Here is a 19,150-nt window from a genome sequence, read left to right as displayed (position 1 = left end):
CCTACTCCTGCAGATATCCCGCGCCGCCCAGCTGCCGTGCCTGGCGCTGGATCCACGCCGCTCGCCGCTGCACGTACGGCCCGGGCTTGGCCGCGTTGTAACGGCGCGGCGCCGGCAGCACCGCCGCCAGGCGCGCGCTCTCGGCCGGACTCAGGCGCGCGGCATCCTTGCGCCAGAAGGTCTGCGCCGCCGCCTGCGCGCCATAGACGCCGTCACCGAACTCGGCAATGTTGGCGTACATCTCCAGGATGCGCTGCTTGGGCCAGAACGCTTCGATCAGCACCGTGTACCAGACCTCCAGGCCCTTGCGCACCCAGCTGCGGCCCTGCCATAGGAACAGGTTCTTGGCCACCTGCTGGCTGATCGTGCTGGCGCCACGCAGGCGCCCACCGCGCGCGTTGTGGTCACGCGCCTTCTCGATGGCCTGCAGGTCGAAGCCATTGTGGTCGGGGAAGCGCTGGTCTTCGGCGGCCACCAGCGAAATGGGCAGGCTGGGGGCCATGTCGTCCAGGTCACGCCACTGGTAATGCAGCCGGTAGGACCAGTCAGCCTGGCCCAGGGCTTCGCCATAGCGCCACAGCATCACCGTGGACAGCGGCGGATCGATGAAGCGCAGCACCAGCACCTGCAGGCAGCTGAACGCCACAAACAGCACCGGCAGCCATAGCAGCTGCCGCCAGCGCCAGCGCCGGCGCTGCGCGACCGGGGCGGCCGCCACCTTGTCCTGCTCTCCCCCTGCCCCCATTACTGGTGCATCCTTCTTCTATCTGGTTGTCGGCGCATTATCCGGCAACCGCCCCTGTTTCCGCGCGATGTGAGCCGATGACCGCCCAATCCGATTCCCTGATCCGTTTCCTGCTGCCCGACGCCGGCGTCCGCGGTGTCCACGTGCGTCTGCACGCCACCTGGCAGAAGATCCTGTCGCACGCGGTCTACCCGGACAACGCCGCCGAACTGCTGGGCCAGGCCAGCGTCGCCTCGGCCCTGTTCACCGGCCACACCAAGGTTGATGGCCGTCTGTCGATCCAGCTGCGCAGCAACACTGCCCTGCGCGCCCTGTTCGCCGAATGCACCGCTGCCGGCACCCTGCGCGGCATTGCCCAGCTGGCCGACGGCGGCGACGCGCCGCGTGACCTGTCCACCCTGGGCGAGGGCGCGCTGCTGGCCATCACCATCGAGAACCCGGGCCTGGACCCGCGCGAGCCGCAGCGTTACCAGAGCCTGGTCGGCCTGAGCGCGGCCGAGCTGGACGAAGCCTTCGAGGACTACTTCCAGCAGTCCGAACAGCTGCCGACCCGCCTGCTGCTGGCCGCCGACCGCGAGGGTGCCAGCGGCCTGCTGCTGCAGAAGCTGCCCGGCGACGAGGGCGACGATGATGGCTGGGTGCGCACCAGCGCGCTGTTCGAGACCCTGGGCAAGGCCGAGCTGCTGGGCACCCCGGCCGAAGACCTGCTGCACCGCCTGTTCCACGAGGAGAAGCCGGTGCTGGTAGGCGACAAGCCGCTGTCCTTCGCCTGTTCCTGCTCGCGCGAGCGGGTCGCCGCCATGCTCGAATCGCTGGGTGAAGAAGAAGCCCGTGCGGCCGCCGAGGACACCGGCGCGGTGGAGGTGCGATGCGAATTCTGCGGACAGGAGTATCACTTTCCGTTGACGGAGTTCGGCATACTGTTCCACGGTGCCGAGGGGAATGCACCGGCACCTGAACGGCTTCAGTAAAACAGACAGGTCTTGTGTTCTGGGGAGGATCAAGGCTTGTTAAGAATTCATAAACACCCTAGGATCGAGTTCCCGCCCCAGCGGGAACTTTCGTCGTCCGCCCCTGTCTGAACTGGTCCGATGCGTACCTTCCTGCGTCTACCGCTGGCCCTGCTGATCGCCCTTGGCGCGATCACGGGCGCGCATGCGCAGAGCAAGGACACCCGCACCGTCATTCCGGTCTGGAACAAGGGCAGCGGCAAGGTCGAAGCCCTGCTGTACCTGGAACCCACCGGCGAACAGGCCGCGGGCGCACGCTGGCACTTCGGCCGCAACTCGCTGGATGCCGCCTTCGGTCTGTCCTCGGGCGACTCGCTGGGCCTGCTGTGCAACAGCAGCAGTGGCACCAGCATCAGCGGTCTGGCCAGCCATTGCATGCTGGCCAGCCTGGGCGATGAAGACGACGCGATCGGTGCCAACAACCGCCGCTTCACCGGCACCGCCGCACTCAACCGTGGCAGCAACCGCCTGGGCATCACCGCCGGTACCGGCCGTGAAACGCTGCCGGCATGGCTGGCCTCGCCGAACAAGACCCCTGCCCTGCGCGCCGAGCAGAACGATCTGACTGTGTTCGCCCAGCGCAACATCGGCCGCGAGGGCTTCGTCTCCATTGCCGGCACCTACGCCAAGGCGCGCCTGGTGCCGCTGGCCGATGCCGCACCGGCCATCGTCGACCGCTGGGACAGCAAGAGCCTGAGCCTGGGCGCCGGGTACGGCAATTTCAGCGGCAGCATCATCGGCCGCGTGGTCGATGTGCCCGGCAAGCCGGGCAAGTGGGAAGGCCTGGGCATCGGCCTGACCTGGCGCACGCCGTGGTCGGGGCAGCTGACCGTCGGCGCGGAAAACGTCATCAGCCGCGGCAAGAATCCGTTCTCCCCGCGCAACGAGAGCAACGACGACGGCACCGTGCCGTACGTGCGCTACGAACAGGATCTCTGATCCCACCTCTGGCCGGTAACCCGGCCATGTCGCAACAAGGGCGCCTCGGGGCGCCCTTTTCTGTTTCCGCTCGCATCGTGTCGCGCCTCCGCCGGTCACAGCGGTTACACAACGACACGCCGCGACATGCATCAACTGAAACTTTTTACGCCCCCGCCACGTGCCATAAACCGCCAGCCACCGCGCAGTTAAAATTCAAACCATTGAAATTAAAGGTTTTTGTTGGATTTTCGTGAAAAGTGAGACATGAATTAACACACCTTTAATTTTCCAGCGAGGCTCGTTACTATCGGTTCAGCCTTGCGTTTTTGGAGCCCGCTTTGGGCCCCGTCGCCAGGCACTACCCCAGCCAAGATTTCCTTGGAGAGAGAGAGCCAATGAACTTCAAGTCCAACAAGCTGCGCGATGCCGTTGTCATCGCGCTGGTCGCCGGTGCCTCCACCGCGACCGCCCATGCGCAGGAAGCCACCACCAGCGGCGCCACCAACCTGGATCGCATCCAGGTCACCGGTTCGCGCATCCGCTCGGTCGACGTCGAAACCGCCCAGCCGATCTTCACCGTGTCCTCCGAGGACATCAAGAAGTCGGGCCTGGTCAGCGTCGGCGACATCCTGCAGAACCTCACCGTCTCCGGCACCCAGACCTTCAGCAAGGCCGCTGTGCTGACCTCCAACCCGGAACAGGGCGGTCAGTACGTCAACCTGTACAACCTGGGCGAGCAGCGCACCCTGGTGCTGGTCAACGGCAAGCGCTGGACCTCCAGCCTGGCCGGCTTCACCGACATGTCGACCATCCCGGCCTCGCTCATCGAGCGTATCGAAGTGCTGAAGGACGGCGCCTCGGCGATCTACGGCTCCGACGCCATCGCAGGCGTGGTCAACATCATCCTGCGTACCAGCTTCGACGGCGCGGAAGTCTCGGCCCTGATCGGCCAGAACGGCCGTGGCGATGGCCAGAAGGAAGCCTACTCCTTCACCCTGGGCGCCACCAATGACCGCGCTTCGATCCTGTTCGGCGCGAGCTACACCAAGGAAGACCCGGTCTTCTCGAAGGATCGTGCGCTGACCCGCACCACGTACGGCCCGGAACATCCGCTGGATGCGCTCAGCGCCACCGGTCCGTGGGGCCGCTTCACCTTCGGTGGCAATACCTACATCCTGAACCACACCGGCTCGTATGACGGCCAGGGCGTGGGCGCTGATTCGCGCGATCTCGCCAACTACCACAACGCCATCTCGGTGAACGACCGCTTCAACTCCACCCAGCAGATGATGCTGGCGCAGGAGACCGAGACGAAGTCGATCTTCACTGCCGGCAGCTTCGACATCAATGACTACGTGACCTTCAAGTCCACGGTCATGTACTCCGAGCGCAACTCCGAGCGTCAGGTCGCCGGTTACCCGATGAGCGCCAACGCGCAGCCGACCTACCCGGTCTACATCAGCGGCCAGAGCTACTACAACCCGGTCGGCCAGGACATCACCAACTGGTTCCGCCGCACGATCGAAATCCCGCGCATCTCGCGCAACGACGTGAAGAGCTATCACTTCGATGCCGCTCTGGAAGGCGCGTTCGATGTGGGCACCCACGGCTGGAACTGGGACGCTGGCATCAACTACAACAAGTTCGATGTCACCCAGATCAGCACCGGCAACCTCAACCTTCTGGCACTGGAAAAGGCCCTGGGCCCGTCGTTCCTGAACTCGCAGGGCGTGGTCCAGTGCGGCACCGCTGCCAACCCGATCCCGCTGGGCACCAGCCTGTCGGCCGGCCAGTGCACCCCGTTCGACGTGCTGGGCGGCCCGTCGGCCTCCACCGCCGACGCGCTGAAGTACATCAACACGCTTGGCCAGGCGACCCAGCAGAGCGTCAGCAAGCAGTACTTCGCCAACATCACCGGTGGTCTGTTCGACATGCCGGGCAACGCGGGCGAGTTCGCCTTCGCGGCAGGCGTTGAACACCGTGAAGTATCCGGTTACGACAACCCGGACCAGCTGTCCAGCGCCGGCTACACCACCGATCTGGCTGCAGGCGCCACTTCCGGCAAGTACAAGACCGACGAAGTGTACCTGGAGCTGATGATTCCGGTGCTGAAGGATGTGCCGGGTGCGAAGGAACTGTCGTTCGACATCGCCAGCCGTTACTCCGATTACGACCGCTTCGGCGACACCACCAACAGCAAGTTCAGCCTGACCTGGAAGCCGGTTGAAGACCTGCTGGTCCGTGCGACCTACGGCAAGGGCTTCCGTGCCCCGACCCTGGACGACACCTTCGGTGGCGGCTCGCAGACCTTCGATGACCTGACCGATCCGTGCGATGCCCGCTTCGGCCAGCTGTCCAACCCGGTTGCAGCTGCCCGCTGCGCCAGCGAAGGCCTGGCACCGACCTTCCGCCAGACCGACAATGCTGGCGTGCCGGTTACCGCGCGCGAAACCCAGGGTAACGCTCCGTTCCAGGCTGGCGTCGGCAATGCCGACCTCGAGCCGGAATACAGCAAGACCCGCACCGTGGGCCTGGTCTTCAGCCCGCGTTGGATCCAGGGCCTGGACTTCTCGCTTGACTGGTACAAGATCAGCATCTCCAACGTGATCACTGCCGTCGGCGCGACCTACGTGCTGAACCAGTGCTACAACGGGGTGACCTCCTTCTGTAACTACAGCCGTGATGCCGCTACCGGCCAGATCGTGACCCTGAGCCGCGGCAACGCGAACCTGGGCGCCCTGGAAACCGAAGGCTACAACTTCGTTGTCAACTACCGCCTGCCGGAGTTCGCAGCGGGTCAGTTCTCGCTCCGCCTGGACAGCAACTACCTGGTCTCGCTGCGCCAGCAGTCCGAAGATGGCGCACCGTGGGATGACTACGCCGGTTACTGGAACTCGCCGCGCGTGCGCGCCACCCTCGGCGTCAACTGGGCCAAGGGCGACCTGTCGGCCAGCTGGAACCTGCGCTACTACGGTGGCTACCGCGACTTCTGCTACGACGACGATTCGTGCAACGAGCCGAACTACCTGACCCCGAACAACGGTTGGGGCGGTGGCGTGGGCGCCAACAAGAAGGGCTCGATCAGCTACCAGGACGTTTCGGTGACCTGGGCTGCCCCCTGGAATGGTTCGGTCACCGTTGGTGCCCGCAACATCTGGAACAAGCAGCCGCCGATCACCTACTCGCTGACCAACAACAGCTCGTCGTCGATCGACCCGATGCTGGATTACGATCGCTACCTGTTCATGCAGTACACCCAGCGCTTCTGATCGAGGCCTGTTCGTAGCGTAAAACACCAGGACGGGGCCCTTCGGGGCCCCGTTTCTGTTTCTGTTTCTGTTTCTGTTTCTGTTTCTGTTTCTGTTTCTGTTCCGCACAGCGCGCAACGAAAAAGGCCGTGGCAATGCCACGGCCCTTGGCCAGCACCTGTCGTCCGTTCCGGGATCAACCGTTCGGAATCAACGTCTCGATCAGGTGTTCGACATAGGCTTCGAAATCTTCGCGTGCCTGCTTGGGCTGCTGCAGCTGCAACGACAACTGCAGGAAACCGACATAGGCCGCATACGCCAGCCGCGCACGGTGGCGGGCATCGGTGGAACTCAGTCCTGCCTGGCGGAACGAGGCGATCAGGTAGTCCAGGCGACGCTGCGATACGCGATCGATCACCGGTCGCACCATCGGATGGTCCAGCGCCTTCAGCAGCTCGCTGTAGATGATGTGCGGCTGCACTTCATGGGCCACCATCTGGAACAGCTGGCGCAGGCGCGCACGCGGATCGGGCACGTCTTCCAGGCTGCCGAACACCTGCTCCTGCTCGAACAGTTCCCAGCGTTCCAGCGCGGCCTGCAGCAGCGCATCGCGCGAGGGGAAGTGCCAGTAGAAACTGCCCTTGGTGACACCCAGGCGGCGGGCCAGCGGCTCCACCGCGACGGCACCTACCCCTTGTTCAGCAATCAGGTCGAGGGCGGCCTGGGCCCAGTCTTCGGCACTCAGGCGGCTGTTGCGGCCGGCGCGCGGTTCGCCGGCGGAAGTGTCAGGTTGATTCATGGGCTGATTTAACCATACGCCGGGGTTCGTTGCAGTATGCCGTTGCGCTGGAAACCGTCATGACCCTTGCGGCGCGGCTTCTGCAGCGCACCATACCGGGCAGTATTGACTTCCTTGACGGCCCATCCATACTATCAAGTATGGTTACCCCTGCTGCTGACGCTGTGTTCACTGATCTGCGCCTGGAAGCGGCTCACGGCGCGCGCCTGGCCGCCACGGCCAACCAGGCCGGGCGCCGCGGCCGCGTGCTGTTCGCGCATGGCTTCGGCCAGACCCGGCACGCCTGGAATGCCGCCGCCGGCGCCCTGTCGGCCGCCGGCCTGCAGACCCTGGCCTACGATGCGCGCGGCCATGGCGATTCGGACTGGAATGCGGCCGACCTGCCCTACCACGGCGAGCAGTTTGCCGATGACCTGATCGTGCTGGCCGGTGAACAACCGCGACCGCCGGTGCTGGTGGCCGCCTCCATGGGCGGCCTGTTCGGCCTGCTGGCCGAAGCGCGCTGGCCGGGCCTGTTTTCGGCCATGGTGCTGGTGGACATTACCCCGCGCTGGGACACCGCTGGCGTGGAACGCATCCTGGCCTTCATGACCGCCCACCCCGAGGGCTTCACTTCGCTGGCGCACGCTGCCGATGTGATTTCCGCCTACCTGCCGCACCGCCCGCGCAAATCCGAAGCATCCCTGCAGGCGCTGCTGCGCGAGGACGGCCACGGCCGCTGGCGCTGGCACTGGGACCCGCGCCTGGTGGCCGAGCTGGCCCGCGACAGCGAACAGCACCAGGGCGCCCTGGCCGAGGCCGCGCGCCAGGTGAAGTGCCCGCTGCTGCTGGTCAGTGGCGGCCGCAGCGACCTGGTCACGCCGCAGACCGTGGCCGAATTCCTGGCATTGGCGCCGCACGCGCGCCACGTACAGTTGCCGCAGGCCACGCACATGGTCGCCGGTGATGACAACGACGCCTTTACCGCTACTGTGTTGGACTATCTGGACGTGTTGCCCGCAGCGGATGCTGCGGCTTCGTCCGCCACAAACGAGCACGTCACCGGAGCACGCTCATGAGCATCGTTCTTCCCTTCCTCGCCCTGCTGCTGGCAGGCGCGTTCGTCGCCTACCACCGCATGCGGCTGGTTACCTGGACGCTGATCAGCGTGGCCCTGCTGGCCGTCTGCTGGTTCGTGCCCTACGTGAACCAGACCGCCACGATCGTGGCCGCCGCCGTGCTGGCTGTGATTGCCGTGCCGCTGCTGCTGCCGTTCATCCGCAAGCCGCTGCTGACCGGCCCGATGATGAAGGTGTTCCGCAAGGTGCTGCCGCCGCTGTCGCAGACCGAGCGCATCGCGCTGGAAACCGGTTCGGTCGGTTTCGAGGGTGAGCTGTTCACCGGCGATCCGGACTGGAACATCCTGCTGAACTACCCCAAGCCGCAGCTGACCGCCGAAGAACAGGCTTTCCTGGATGGCCCGGTGGAAGAGCTGTGCACCATGGTCAACGACTGGGAAATCACCCACGTCCACGCCGACCTGCCGCCGGAACTGTGGGCCTTCATCAAGAAGAACAAGTTCTTCGGCATGATCATTCCGAAGGAATACGGCGGCCTGGGCTTCTCCGCGCTGGCCCACCACAAGGTGATCCAGAAGCTGGCCTCGGTGTCTTCGGTGGTCAGTTCCACCGTGGGCGTGCCGAACTCGCTGGGCCCGGGTGAACTGCTGGTGCATTACGGCACCCAGGAACAGAAGGACCAGTACCTGCCGCGCCTGGCCGATGGCCGCGAAGTGCCCTGCTTCGGCCTGACCGGTCCGTTCGCCGGCTCCGATGCCACCTCGATTCCCGACTACGGCATCGTCTGCAAGGGCGAGTGGAACGGCGAGCAGGTGCTGGGCGTCAAGCTGACCTTCGACAAGCGCTACATCACCCTGGCCCCGGTCGCTTCGCTGATCGGCCTGGCCTTCCGCATGTACGACCCGGACGGCCTGATCGGCGATACCCGCGATATCGGCATCACCCTGGGCCTGCTGCCGCGCGACACCGCCGGCGTTGAGATCGGCCGTCGCCACTTCCCGCTGAACTCGACCTTCCAGAACGGTCCGATCAAGGGCAAGGACGTGTTCATTCCGCTCACCCAGTTGATTGGTGGTGCGGCCATGGCCGGCAAGGGCTGGAACATGCTCAACGAGTGCCTGGCCGTGGGCCGCTCGATCACCCTGCCCTCCACCGCCAGCGGCGGCGCCAAGGCAGGCGCGGCCGTCACCGGCGCGTACGCCCGCATCCGCAAGCAGTTCGGCCTGTCGGTCGGCCGCTTCGAAGGCGTGGAAGAAGCGCTGGCCCGTATCGGCGGCAAGGCCTACAAGATCAGTGCGCTGTCGCAGGCTACTGCAGCGGCGGTGGACCGCGGCGACGTGCCGTCGGTGCCGTCGGCCATCGCCAAGTACCACTGCACCAACATGAGCCGCGAAGTGATCTCGGACATGATGGACGTGATCGGTGGCAAGGGCATCATCCTGGGGCCGCGCAACTTCGCCGGCCGCAGCTGGCAGGCCGCGCCGATCGCGATCACCGTGGAAGGCGCCAACATCATGACCCGCAGCCTGCTGATCTTCGGCCAGGGTGCGATCCTCTGCCACCCGTGGGTGCTGAAGGAAATGAAGGCCGCGCAGGATCCGGACACCCGCGCCGGTCTGCAGGACTTCGACCGCAGCCTGTTCGGCCACATCCGCTACGGCATTTCCAATGCGGTGCGCTCGTTCTGGTTCGGCCTGACCGGCGCGCGCTTCGGTGCCGCCCCGGGCGACGCCTACACCCGCCGCTACTTCCGCAAGCTGGACCGTTACTCGGCCAACCTGGCGCTGATGGCCGACATCTCGATGATGACCCTCGGCGGCAAGCTGAAGTTCAAGGAATCGCTGTCCGGCCGCCTGGGCGACGTGCTGAGCCATGTGTACATGACCAGCGCCATGCTCAAGCGTTACCACGACGAAGGCGCACCGCAGGCCGACCAGCCGCTGCTGGCCTGGGCCTTCCATGACAGCGTGCACAAGATCGAAGAGTCGCTGTCGGCGGCCCTGCGCAACTTCCCGATCCGTCCGATCGGCTGGCTGATGTGGGCGCTGATCTTCCCGTTGGGCCGTCGTGCCGAAGCCCCGGGCGATCGCCTGAGCCGCCGCGTGGCCGCCCTGCTGATGGCCCCCAACGAAGCACGCGACCGCCTGGCCAGCGGCGTGTTCCTGACCCCGTGCGAGAACAACCCGGGCGGCCGCATCAACAGCTACCTGAGCAAGGCGATCATGGCCGAGCCGGTGGAGCGCAAGTTCCTGAAGGCACTGAAGAGCAAGGGCATCGAGGCGCTGGACTTCAAGGCGCAGCTGGACGAGGCCGTGGCCGAAGGCGTGATCACCCAGGACGAGCGCAGCCTGCTGGAAGAACTGCGCACGCTGACCCTGGACACCATCACTGTGGACGACTTCGACACCCACGAACTGCGTGCAGCCAGCTACTACGACCGCCAGCACAAGGACCCGCATTCGCAGGCAGCGTGATCGCCTGGATGACGCGGACATGAAAACGGCGGGCTTCGGCCCGCCGTTTTTTGTGGAAGCTGCGGAGCCACGCATGGCGTGGCACTACCGCAGTAGATCCACCCCATGGGTGGATACACGCACCGCCATCACGCGATCACGCCGGCACGAACCACCATGCCACGGCAGCCAGCACCGCCGGCAGCGCCTGGATGAAGAAGATCCGCTTGTTCACGCTCCAGGCGCCGTAGCAGCCGGCCACGATCACGCAGCCCAGCGAGAAGTTCACCAGCATCGGCAGGTGGTCGAACAGGCCCCAGAACAGCCCCGCAGCGAGGAAGCCGTTGTACAGCCCCTGGTTGGCCGCCAGCACGCGGGTGATCTCGGCCTTCTCCGGCGTGTTGCGGAACGTCTTCAGGCCCAGCGGACGGGTCCACAGGAACATTTCCAGGACCAGGAAATAAACGTGCAGCAGGGCGACCAGCAGGGTCAGGGCGAGTGCGATCCAGTACATGGGCGGTTCCTTGGATGGATGGATGGGGTGATGGGGTCAGAGCCCTCTCCGTAGGAGAGGGATCCGACCCGCGCGGCTCAGCGGTCGCGCGGCAGCTTCTTCTCTTCGCGCAGCACGCCGAACGCGGCGGCGGTCATGCAGGCCGCTGCCAGGATGCCGCCCACGAATACCACGTGCGAACCGAACAGCGACAGCGCCTTGTGCACCCAGGTGAAGCTGAGGTCGGCGCCGCGGTACACCACGGTGTCGATGGCCGCGCCTGCCTTGTAGCGCCACTGGCGGTCCACGCGGGTGTAGATCGTCTCGCGCGCGGGCTTGAACAGCGAGAACTCGCTGGCGCGGGTCATCACCTGCACCACCGCCACCATCATCGGCAGTGGCGAGGCCGCCAGCACCGAGAACCCGATCAGGATGGCGAATGCGGGAATCAGCAGCGCCGGCGCAATGCCGTGGCGTGACAGCAGCCAGCGGGTCAGGCTGAGCTGCAGCAGCAGGGTCAGCGCGTTGACGGCCAGGTCGATGCGCGAGAAGAACGCCGTGCTGGCCGCCGGATCGGTAAAGGCGGCGCGCACGATGCTGGCCTGCTGGTTGTACAGCAGGGTGCCCACGCCCACGCCGAACACCACCAGCACCGCCAGCCAGCGCAGCAGCGGTTCGCGCACGATCAGCTTCAGGCCATCCAGCACGCTGCCGCCCATCGGCTGTTCACTCGACACCAGCTGCTGTTCGCGCTCGCGCAGCACCGCCCAGTGGCGCAGCCGCCAGATGCAGAACAGGCACACGACCAGGAACCCGGCCGACACCAGCATCAGATTGGCGATGCCTACCCGCTGGGCCAGCGCACTGGTGATGATCGGCCCCAGGAACGCGCCCACGGTGCCGGCCGCGCCGATGTAGCCGTACCAGGCGCGCGCCTGGGCGTTGGTGAACACATCGGCCATGAAGCTCCAGAACACCGCCACCGCGAACAGGTTGAACACCATCACCCACAGGAAGAAGGCCATGCCCCGCCCTGGCACGCCGCTGTCGAACAGCGCGTAGAAACCCAGCAGGGTGACGATGAAGAAGCCATACACCACCGGCAGGAAGACCCGGCGTGGAAAACGACTGACCAGCCAGCCATAGACCGGCTGCAGCACCAGCATGATCAGGAACACGCAGGTGAACAGGAACTGCAGGACGAAATCCTTCAGGGCGATGCCGTGGCTGGCGAACCAGCTGATCAGCAGCGGTGGGAACACCGTTTCCAGATCGGCCGAGGCGGCCATCGCCTCGCGCACCGGGCGCAGCACGTAATAGCCACTGAGCAGGCAGAAGAAGTACAGGAACGACCACCACAGCGCCGGCGATTCGCGCAGGGCCGCGAACAGCCCACGCAAGGCACCGCTGTTGCCTGCCGCGCTCACGCGGTTCCCCTCGCCTGCGTACAGCGGTTGGACAGCAGCATGGCAGGCTCCGGGGGCGATGAAGCGCGTACGTTAGCCAATGCACTGCAACATCACCAGCCGGGTGCTGCAGGGCCGGCAGAACCGAGCGTTGCAGCCGCCCTGCCGGGACCCGTCGCAGCGCGCGGAACAAGCGTCAAAATCCAACTTTTTCAACGAGATGCGCATTCATCTTCGCTTTGTTTGTGCATAGGCGAAAAGCGGCGCTAGAATCGACTCCAGCAGTCGCGCACGGGTCTCCTCGATGAAAAAGAACAGCCTGCGTCGTCCGATCCGATCGGCGACCACTGGTTTGCTGGGCATGCTCATGCCCGTTGCCTTGTCCACCACCGCGCAGACGCCGCCGCCGCTGCCGCCGCTGCCGGCCAACATCGAATCCCACAGCGTGGCCCACACCCAGCCGGCCGCCTACCGCACCGGGCTGGTGCCGCAGGTGCAGTTGCCGGCAGCCGGGTTCAACGTGGCCAACATCGAATCGATGGCGCAGCAGCTGACCTATGGCGAGCGCGTGCCGGGCATGGCCGTGGCCATCGTGCAGGGCGGCCGGGTCATCAGCGCGCGCGGTTATGGCGTGACCGATGTCAACAACCCGCTGCCGGTCGATGCCCACACCGTGTTCCGCCTGGCATCACTGTCCAAGGCCTTCGCCGGCACCATGGCCGGCCTGCTGGTGAACGATGGCACGCTGCGCTGGGACAGCAAGGTGACCGACTACGTGCCCGGCTTCCGGCTCAACTCGACCGAAGCCACCGACCGCCTGACCGTGGCCGACGTGCTGAGCCATCGCGTGGGCCTGCCCTACAACGCCTACGACCGCGACATCGAAGGCAACGCCGAGTACTACACGCTGACCCAGAAGCTGGCCAACACCAGCCTGAAGTGCCTGCCGGGTGACTGCTACGCCTACCAGAACGTGGCCTTCAGCCTGATCGGTGATGTGGTCTATGCCGCCTCTGGCAGCTTCTATGAACAGTCCGTGGAACGGCGCATCTTCAAGCCGCTGGGCATGAACGATGCCAGCATGGGCCTGGCTGGCATCCAGGCCAGCTCGCGCTGGGCGCGCCCGCACGTGCGCAGCCGCAACGGCTGGGTGTCGCTGACGCCTAAGCCGACCTACTACCGCGTCGCGCCGGCGGCAGGCGTGAACGCCAGCGCCAGCGACATGGCGCAGTGGCTGCTGGCCCACACCGGCCACCGCCCCGACGTACTGCCGGCGCCGCTGCTGGCCACCCTGCATTCGAGCCTGATCAACACCCCGGGCGAGATGCGTTCGGGCTGGCGCCGCGAGCGCCTGCATTCGGCCGGCTACGCGCTGGGCTGGCGCACGTTCGATTACGCCGGCCACGACGTGGTGTTCCATGCTGGCGCCGTGCAGGGCTACCGCGGCCTGGTGGCGCTGGTGCCCGAACGCGACCTCGGCATTGCGATCATGTGGAACGGCGAAAGCAGCCTGCCCAGCGGCCTGCTGCCGACTGTGCTCGATTCGGCCCTGGGCCTGCCTGCACAGCGCTGGCTTGACGTGGATACCGACTTCGGCAGCGACAGCCTGATGGCCGACGGTGCTGCTCCCGCGCAGGACAAGCGCAAGGGCAAGGGTGCTTCGAGCAACCGCGCGGTGGCCTCGCCGCGCTGAGCCGGTACACGCCGGTAAACCTGGAAAGGGCGGCCTGCGGGTCGCCCTTTTTGTTTGGGTAGCGTCGAGCTTGCTCGACTGCCCGCTCTTGTAGAGTCGAGCCATGCTCGACTGCCCTGGCTTCGTAGAGTCGAGCTTGCTCGACTGCCCTGGCTTCGTAGAGTCGAGCTTGCTCGACTGACCAGCCAAGCAGTCGAGCAAGCTCGACTCTACAACGGCGGTGGCGCAGTCGAGCATGGCCCGACGCTACAAGAGCGGGGTCAGTGCGCGAAGTGATGCATGCCGCCGTCCACCGGAATCACCGCGCCGGTGATGTAATCCGCCAGCGGCGACGCCAGGAATGCTACCAGCGGCGCCACGTCTTCCGGTTCGCCGAAACGGCCGATGGGAATGTAGCGATCGATGAACGCGCGCCGGCTCTCCTGATTGGGATGCAGCCGGCCCAGAACCTGTGCGCTGTTGATGCGCCCCGGCGCGATGGTGTTGACCGTGATGCCCTGCGCGGCCACCTCCGATGACAGCCCTTTTCCCCACAGGTGCAGGGCAGCTTTTGCCGCAGTCGCCGCGTTCACTGTACGCGGCTCCATCGAGCCACTGAAGTTGATCACCCGTCCCCACCCCTGAGCCTGCATGCCGGGCAACAGCCGCTGGGTCAGCCGCCGCGACGCAGAGAAATTGAGTGCCATCGCTTCCTCCCAGACCTCATCATCGGCATCCAGCGAGGTCGGACGCGCCCCACCTGCGGCGTTGACCAGAATGTCCACGCGGCGTAGAGCGGCCTGTGCCCCTGCAGCGATGCCTGCGACCTGCCCCGCGTCGGTGAGATCGCCCGGCAGGATCAGCGGCGCTGGTGCACCGTCGGCGACGATCTGCGTTGCCAGCGCCTGCAGCGGCTCCAGCCGTCTTGCGGTGATCGCGATGTGCACACCGAGCGCCGCCAGCTGTCGCGCGACGGCGGCGCCAATGCCGCTGCCTGCGCCGGTGACCAGCGCGGTACGTCCTTCCAGGTTCAGATCCACGACGTTCTCCCGTCTATTGGGCCGGACCATCCGGCACGTGCGCCCAATGCTCATTGATTACCCCCGATTGATAAACTTCGCGCAGGTTTCAGCATTCAGAACCGGGAGTGTCAGATGAATCTGCTGGAGAGCATGCAGGTGTATGTGCTGATCGTGGACAAGGGCAGCCTCAGCGCTGCCGCAGCAGCCATGGACATCTCGGCCACCATGGCCGGCAAGCACCTGCGCGCACTGGAAGCGCGGCTGGGCATGCAGCTGCTCAGCCGCACCACCCGCCGCCAGCATATGACCCCGTTTGGCCAGGACTACTACGCCCGTTGCAGAGACATCCTGCGGCTGGTTGAAGAGACCGACGCGCAAGCCGCGCACCAACAGTTGGCGCCGGCCGGGATGCTGCGCGTCAGTGCGCCGGTGATCTTTGGAACGCACGCGCTGGTACCCGCGCTCGCCGATTACATGCAGCGCCATCCGCAGGTACAGGTGGAGGTGACCCTGAACGATCGCGTGGTCGATCTGGCCGAAGAAGGTTTCGAAGCCGCGCTGCGCATCGGCAGCCTGGCCGACAGCGACGCGCTGGTGGCACGGCCGCTGACGCCGTATCGGTTGATGATGTGTGCGGCGCCGACCTATCTCGCCCAGCATGGCACGCCGCGTACCCTCCCCGAACTGGCAGACCACCAATGCCTGTCGTTCGAACCCAGCGCGCTGTCCCAGTGGGTGCAGGACAATGCTGGCAGACTCGAACGGGGCACTGCTGCACGGCTGCAGATCAACAATGGCGAAGCGCTGCGCACGGCAGCACTGCATGGCCTGGGCATCGTCCTGCAGTCGACTCTGCTGCTGGCTGCGGATGTTGCAGCCGGACGACTTGTGCAGCTGTTCCCGCAGCACGGGCAGGCAGGGCGGCCGATGCACGTGGTCTACGCTCGCGACCGCTACCCCTCCACCCGTCTGCGTAGTTTTGTCGAGTTCCTGGTGGAGCGATTCCCGCCAGTCCCTAACCCGTAGAGTCGAGCTTGCTCTACCGCCTTGCCGAAGCAGTCGAGCATGGCTCGACTCTACATGGGCGGGGGCGCAGTCGAGCAAGCTCGACTCTACAAGGGCGAGGCAGTGTGCGCGGGCATAAAAAAACCCCTTCCCTGCTGGGCAACAGGGAAGGGGTTTCAGGGTACGGCGATCGGGATGAAACTTAGATCAGCGGTGCCGGGGTGGCCGGCAGAGCAACCGGAGCGGCCTTCTTCTTGCGAGCGGCCGGCTTGCGCTTGGCAACCTTCTTCGCTGCCTTCTTCGGGGCAGCCTTCTTGGTGGCCTTCTTCGCGGTCTTCTTTACGGCCTTCTTGGCAGTCTTCTTGACGGCCTTCTTCACTGCCTTCTTGGCGACCTTCTTGGCCGGCTTACGGGCGGTGGTCTTCTTGGCAGCCTTCTTGGCAGTCTTCTTCACTGCCTTCTTGGCGACCTTCTTGACGGCCTTCTTCGCGGTCTTCTTCGCCGGCTTCTTGGCTACCTTCTTCGCAGCCTTCTTCGCAGTGGTCTTCTTGGCGACCTTCTTCACCGCCTTCTTTGCCGTTGCCTTCTTCGCGACCTTCTTCACTGCCTTCTTGGCAGCGGCCTTCTTCGCGACCTTCTTCACCGCTTTCTTGGCGGCGGGCTTCTTTTTCGCAGCTTTCTTGGTTGCCATGGGATGGCTCCTCGTCAGTGATAGGGAGTTGAAACGCCCAGGTGGATCAAACCCGCCGATGCTGCGTGCGGGGACCGCCGGCGCGTCAGGCGCGCCGTTACGGATGCGGCAATGTCGGCCCCGGTCGGCGGGACGGACATCGGAAAGAAAGGTGCCGTGCGTTTCTCCGGGGGAAGCGGGGCCCTGTCCACCGTCTTGAGGATCGCGGTGGTCTTGGAGGGATTGCTTCGCATCGGACGATTGATTCGGCGCACTCGGTTGGGCAGGCAAGGTCTGCTGAGGCGAAACCTAATCACGGTTTTTTTTACTGTCAACAACCCCCGCGAAAAATTTTCACATCGCGGCGCCCTGGCGACGCGCCCGCTGCGGGCCCGGCAGCGCCCGTCGCGTGCCTGCTGGAGCGGCGCAGCGCAGCGCGACGGCGTACTCGGCAAGCCACACGTTGAATAAAAAACACTTGAAATAAGCACTCTGCGTTGATAGGCAGTGGCTGGCGCAGGTTGCACGTGCGGTCGTCGTCGCTACCGCACGACGGTGGCAGCCGCTCTCGAAACGGACCCACAACGGGGGTAAAAACTTTTCACATCCGGGTGCAGTTCCGCGGGTGCCGAAACACGGATTTGCGCAAAACTGCGCAAGCCCGAACGCATCGATCGCGTGCAACGACGACCGCCACGCGCACCCGGCACACGCAGCTTCGGTCCTGGCCGACACGGGTGCAGAAACGAAAACGGCCACCCGAAGGTGGCCGCTGGTGTTCGCCGGAAACCAGGACTCAGTGGTCCTCGTCTTCCAGTGCTTCGGCGTAGGCGTCCGGATCCAGCAGCTCGTTGAGCTCTTCGGCATTGGACAGCTCGACCACGAACATCCAGCCTTCGCCGTAGGCATCTTCGTTGATGGTTTCCGGCTTGTCGGCCAGCGCCGCGTTGACCTCGACCACCTTGCCGCTGATCGGGCTGTAGACGTCCGAAGCCGCCTTCACCGATTCGACCACGGCGATCTGCTCGCCGGCCTTGGCGTCGGCGCCGACGTCGGGCAGTTCGACATAGACCAGGTCACCCAGCAGGCCCTGGGCGTGGTCGGAAATACCAACGGTAACGCGGCCATTGCCTTCGACGCGGGCCCACTCGTGGGACTTGAGGAACTTGAGGTCGCCGGGGATCTCGCTCATGGAACTGCTCCAGGAATACAGGGGTGTGGAAAGAACGGGGCTAGTGTAACCAACCGGCCGCCACTGCTGTCAGTGACGACCGGCACGTTCGCATCACGCGTCGGCAAGCACGCCCGGTTGGGCCTGGCCTTCGCGCACGAACGGGAACTTGACCACGCGCACCGGTACCTGGCGGCCGCGGATGTCCACGGTCACCTGGCCCAGTTCGCCTGCCGGCACGCGGGCAAACGCGATGCCCTTGGCCAGGCTGGGCGAGAAGGTGCCGGACAGGATCTCGCCCTGGCCGCTGGCGGTGGTCACCGCCTGGCCGTGCCGCAGCACGCCCTTCTCGTCCATCACCAGGCCGATCATCTGGCGCGCGGTGCCGGCGGCCTTCTGCGCCTCCAGCACATCGCGGCCGATGAAGTCGCGGCCTTCGTCCAGCGACACGGTCCAGGCCAGCGCGGCTTCGTACGGGCTGATCTCCTCGTCCATGTCCTGGCCGTAGAGGTTCATGCCGGCTTCCAGACGCAGCGTGTCACGCGCGCCCAGGCCAGCCGGCTTCACGCCGGCGTCGATCAGGCGGTTCCAGAACGCGACCACCGCGTCCTGCGGCAGCAGGATCTCGAAGCCGTCCTCGCCGGTGTAGCCGGTGCGGGCAACGAACAGGTCAACGCCGTCGTCGGCCTTGACCTGCAGGGCCGCGAAACGGGTGAGCTTGGCCAACGCCTCGCGGTCGGCGCCGCCGACCAGGCCAGCGACGCTGTCGCGGGCCTGCGGGCCCTGCACGGCCAGGATGGCCAGGTCCGGGCGCTGCTCCACGCTCACGCCGAACGGTGCGGCCTGTTCGCGCAGCCAGGCCAGATCCTTTTCGCGGGTGGAGGCGTTGACCACCATGCGGAAGAAGTCGTCGGCCAGGTAGTAGACGATCAGGTCGTCGATGACGCCGCCGCGGGCATTGAGCATGCACGAGTACAGGGCCTTGCCCGGCACCTTCAGCTTGTCGATGGAGTTGGCCAGCAGGCGGCGCAGGAACGGCTTGACCTGCTCGCCGCGCAGGTCGACCACGGTCATGTGGCTGACGTCGAACACGCCGGCTTGGCGGCGCACCAGGTGGTGTTCGTCCAGCTGCGAGCCGTAGTGGATGGGCATGTCCCAACCCCCGAAATCGACCATCTTGGCGCCGAGGGCGCGGTGGGTATCGTTGAGCAGCGTCTTCTGGGTCATGACCGGGTCCGGCAGCAGAGGAAACAAGAACGCGCATTATCCCAGATCGGTCGACAGCAGGCGTGCCGCAGCGCAGCGGGGGTGGTGTGAGTTGGGCCGGCCTGCGGCCGGCGGCGCTTTCTACACGCCAGAGCGCAGAGCGCAAAGCCAGAGCCAGAGCACTGCGGCTCTGGGATGTCTTGGCTTGGGCGGGGCGGTGTGGGGTGGCGGGACACGCCGTAAACCCGTCCATGGGGGCTCGTAGGCGCCA

Annotated in this window: 15 protein-coding genes; 7 read left to right on the top strand and 8 right to left on the bottom strand. The window is 65.6% G+C overall.

Annotated elements, in window-relative coordinates; translation table 11 throughout:
* Window position 1 precedes the first annotated feature (1 nt).
* Entirely contained in the window at window positions 2-745 is a 744-nt protein-coding gene (gene mtgA, locus IAE58_RS10825; protein WP_108753868.1) for a monofunctional biosynthetic peptidoglycan transglycosylase, read from the bottom strand.
* A 77-nt stretch (window positions 746-822) separates the two neighbouring features.
* Here mtgA and IAE58_RS10820 point away from each other — a divergent pair, with 77 nt between their 5' ends.
* From IAE58_RS10820 to IAE58_RS10810, 3 genes are all read left to right on the top strand, one after another.
* On the top strand, window positions 823-1,716 hold the full coding sequence (locus IAE58_RS10820; protein ID WP_199933722.1) for an Hsp33 family molecular chaperone HslO: 894 nt from the start codon (window positions 823-825) through the stop codon (window positions 1,714-1,716).
* A gap of 120 nt (window positions 1,717-1,836) precedes the next feature.
* Complete coding sequence (locus tag IAE58_RS10815) at window positions 1,837-2,694, top strand: hypothetical protein (RefSeq protein ID WP_108753870.1); 858 nt, start codon at window positions 1,837-1,839, stop codon at window positions 2,692-2,694.
* 377 nt (window positions 2,695-3,071) lie between these two features.
* Window positions 3,072-5,945, top strand: coding sequence for a TonB-dependent receptor (locus IAE58_RS10810; RefSeq protein ID WP_199933721.1), 2,874 nt, complete (start codon window positions 3,072-3,074; stop codon window positions 5,943-5,945).
* 175 nt (window positions 5,946-6,120) lie between these two features.
* Here IAE58_RS10810 and IAE58_RS10805 read toward each other — a convergent pair whose 3' ends face one another.
* Window positions 6,121-6,723 carry a TetR/AcrR family transcriptional regulator gene (locus tag IAE58_RS10805; protein ID WP_108762668.1) on the bottom strand — a complete coding sequence of 201 codons (603 nt, stop codon included), beginning with the start codon at window positions 6,721-6,723 and terminating at the stop codon, window positions 6,121-6,123.
* Between the two features lie 140 nt (window positions 6,724-6,863).
* Between IAE58_RS10805 and IAE58_RS10800 the strand changes: the two genes are divergently transcribed.
* Window positions 6,864-7,781, top strand: a complete 918-nt coding sequence (locus IAE58_RS10800; protein WP_199933720.1) for an alpha/beta hydrolase — start codon at window positions 6,864-6,866, stop codon at window positions 7,779-7,781.
* Window positions 7,778-10,255, top strand: coding sequence for an acyl-CoA dehydrogenase (locus IAE58_RS10795; RefSeq protein WP_199933719.1), 2,478 nt, complete (start codon window positions 7,778-7,780; stop codon window positions 10,253-10,255). The genes IAE58_RS10800 and IAE58_RS10795 overlap by 4 nt, the downstream gene beginning before the upstream one ends.
* Before the next feature lie 136 nt (window positions 10,256-10,391).
* Here the strand turns inward: IAE58_RS10795 and IAE58_RS10790 are convergent, their stop codons facing one another.
* Both IAE58_RS10790 and IAE58_RS10785 read right to left on the bottom strand, forming a co-directional pair.
* Window positions 10,392-10,748, bottom strand: coding sequence for a DUF1304 domain-containing protein (locus tag IAE58_RS10790; protein WP_108750793.1), 357 nt, complete (start codon window positions 10,746-10,748; stop codon window positions 10,392-10,394).
* A 77-nt stretch (window positions 10,749-10,825) separates the two neighbouring features.
* On the bottom strand, window positions 10,826-12,154 hold the full coding sequence (locus tag IAE58_RS10785) for an MFS transporter (RefSeq protein WP_199933718.1): 1,329 nt from the start codon (window positions 12,152-12,154) through the stop codon (window positions 10,826-10,828).
* 283 nt (window positions 12,155-12,437) lie between these two features.
* Between IAE58_RS10785 and IAE58_RS10780 the strand changes: the two genes are divergently transcribed.
* Window positions 12,438-13,826, top strand: coding sequence for a serine hydrolase domain-containing protein (locus tag IAE58_RS10780; RefSeq protein WP_199933717.1), 1,389 nt, complete (start codon window positions 12,438-12,440; stop codon window positions 13,824-13,826).
* Between the two features lie 260 nt (window positions 13,827-14,086).
* Here IAE58_RS10780 and IAE58_RS10775 read toward each other — a convergent pair whose 3' ends face one another.
* Window positions 14,087-14,845, bottom strand: coding sequence for an SDR family oxidoreductase (locus IAE58_RS10775; RefSeq protein ID WP_199933716.1), 759 nt, complete (start codon window positions 14,843-14,845; stop codon window positions 14,087-14,089).
* A 114-nt stretch (window positions 14,846-14,959) separates the two neighbouring features.
* Between IAE58_RS10775 and IAE58_RS10770 the strand changes: the two genes are divergently transcribed.
* Window positions 14,960-15,853, top strand: a complete 894-nt coding sequence (locus IAE58_RS10770; RefSeq protein ID WP_199933715.1) for a LysR family transcriptional regulator — start codon at window positions 14,960-14,962, stop codon at window positions 15,851-15,853.
* A gap of 181 nt (window positions 15,854-16,034) precedes the next feature.
* On the opposite strand, the gene IAE58_RS10765 is transcribed toward IAE58_RS10770, so the two are convergent.
* The 3 genes from IAE58_RS10765 to gcvT all read right to left on the bottom strand — a co-directional run bounded on the left by IAE58_RS10765 (window position 16,035) and on the right by gcvT (window position 18,900).
* On the bottom strand, window positions 16,035-16,793 hold the full coding sequence (locus IAE58_RS10765) for a histone (protein WP_233614911.1): 759 nt from the start codon (window positions 16,791-16,793) through the stop codon (window positions 16,035-16,037).
* Window positions 16,794-17,298: 505 nt separating this feature from the next.
* Entirely contained in the window at window positions 17,299-17,694 is a 396-nt protein-coding gene (gene gcvH / locus IAE58_RS10760; protein ID WP_108753877.1) for a glycine cleavage system protein GcvH, read from the bottom strand.
* 93 nt (window positions 17,695-17,787) lie between these two features.
* Entirely contained in the window at window positions 17,788-18,900 is a 1,113-nt protein-coding gene (gcvT, locus tag IAE58_RS10755; protein WP_108753878.1) for a glycine cleavage system aminomethyltransferase GcvT, read from the bottom strand.
* Window positions 18,901-19,150 lie beyond the last annotated feature (250 nt).

This window comes from Stenotrophomonas sp. S49 (assembly GCF_016624905.1).
In the GTDB taxonomy this organism is placed as follows: Bacteria; Pseudomonadota; Gammaproteobacteria; order Xanthomonadales; family Xanthomonadaceae; genus Stenotrophomonas.
This window is presented reverse-complemented; position numbering and strand designations above follow the sequence as displayed.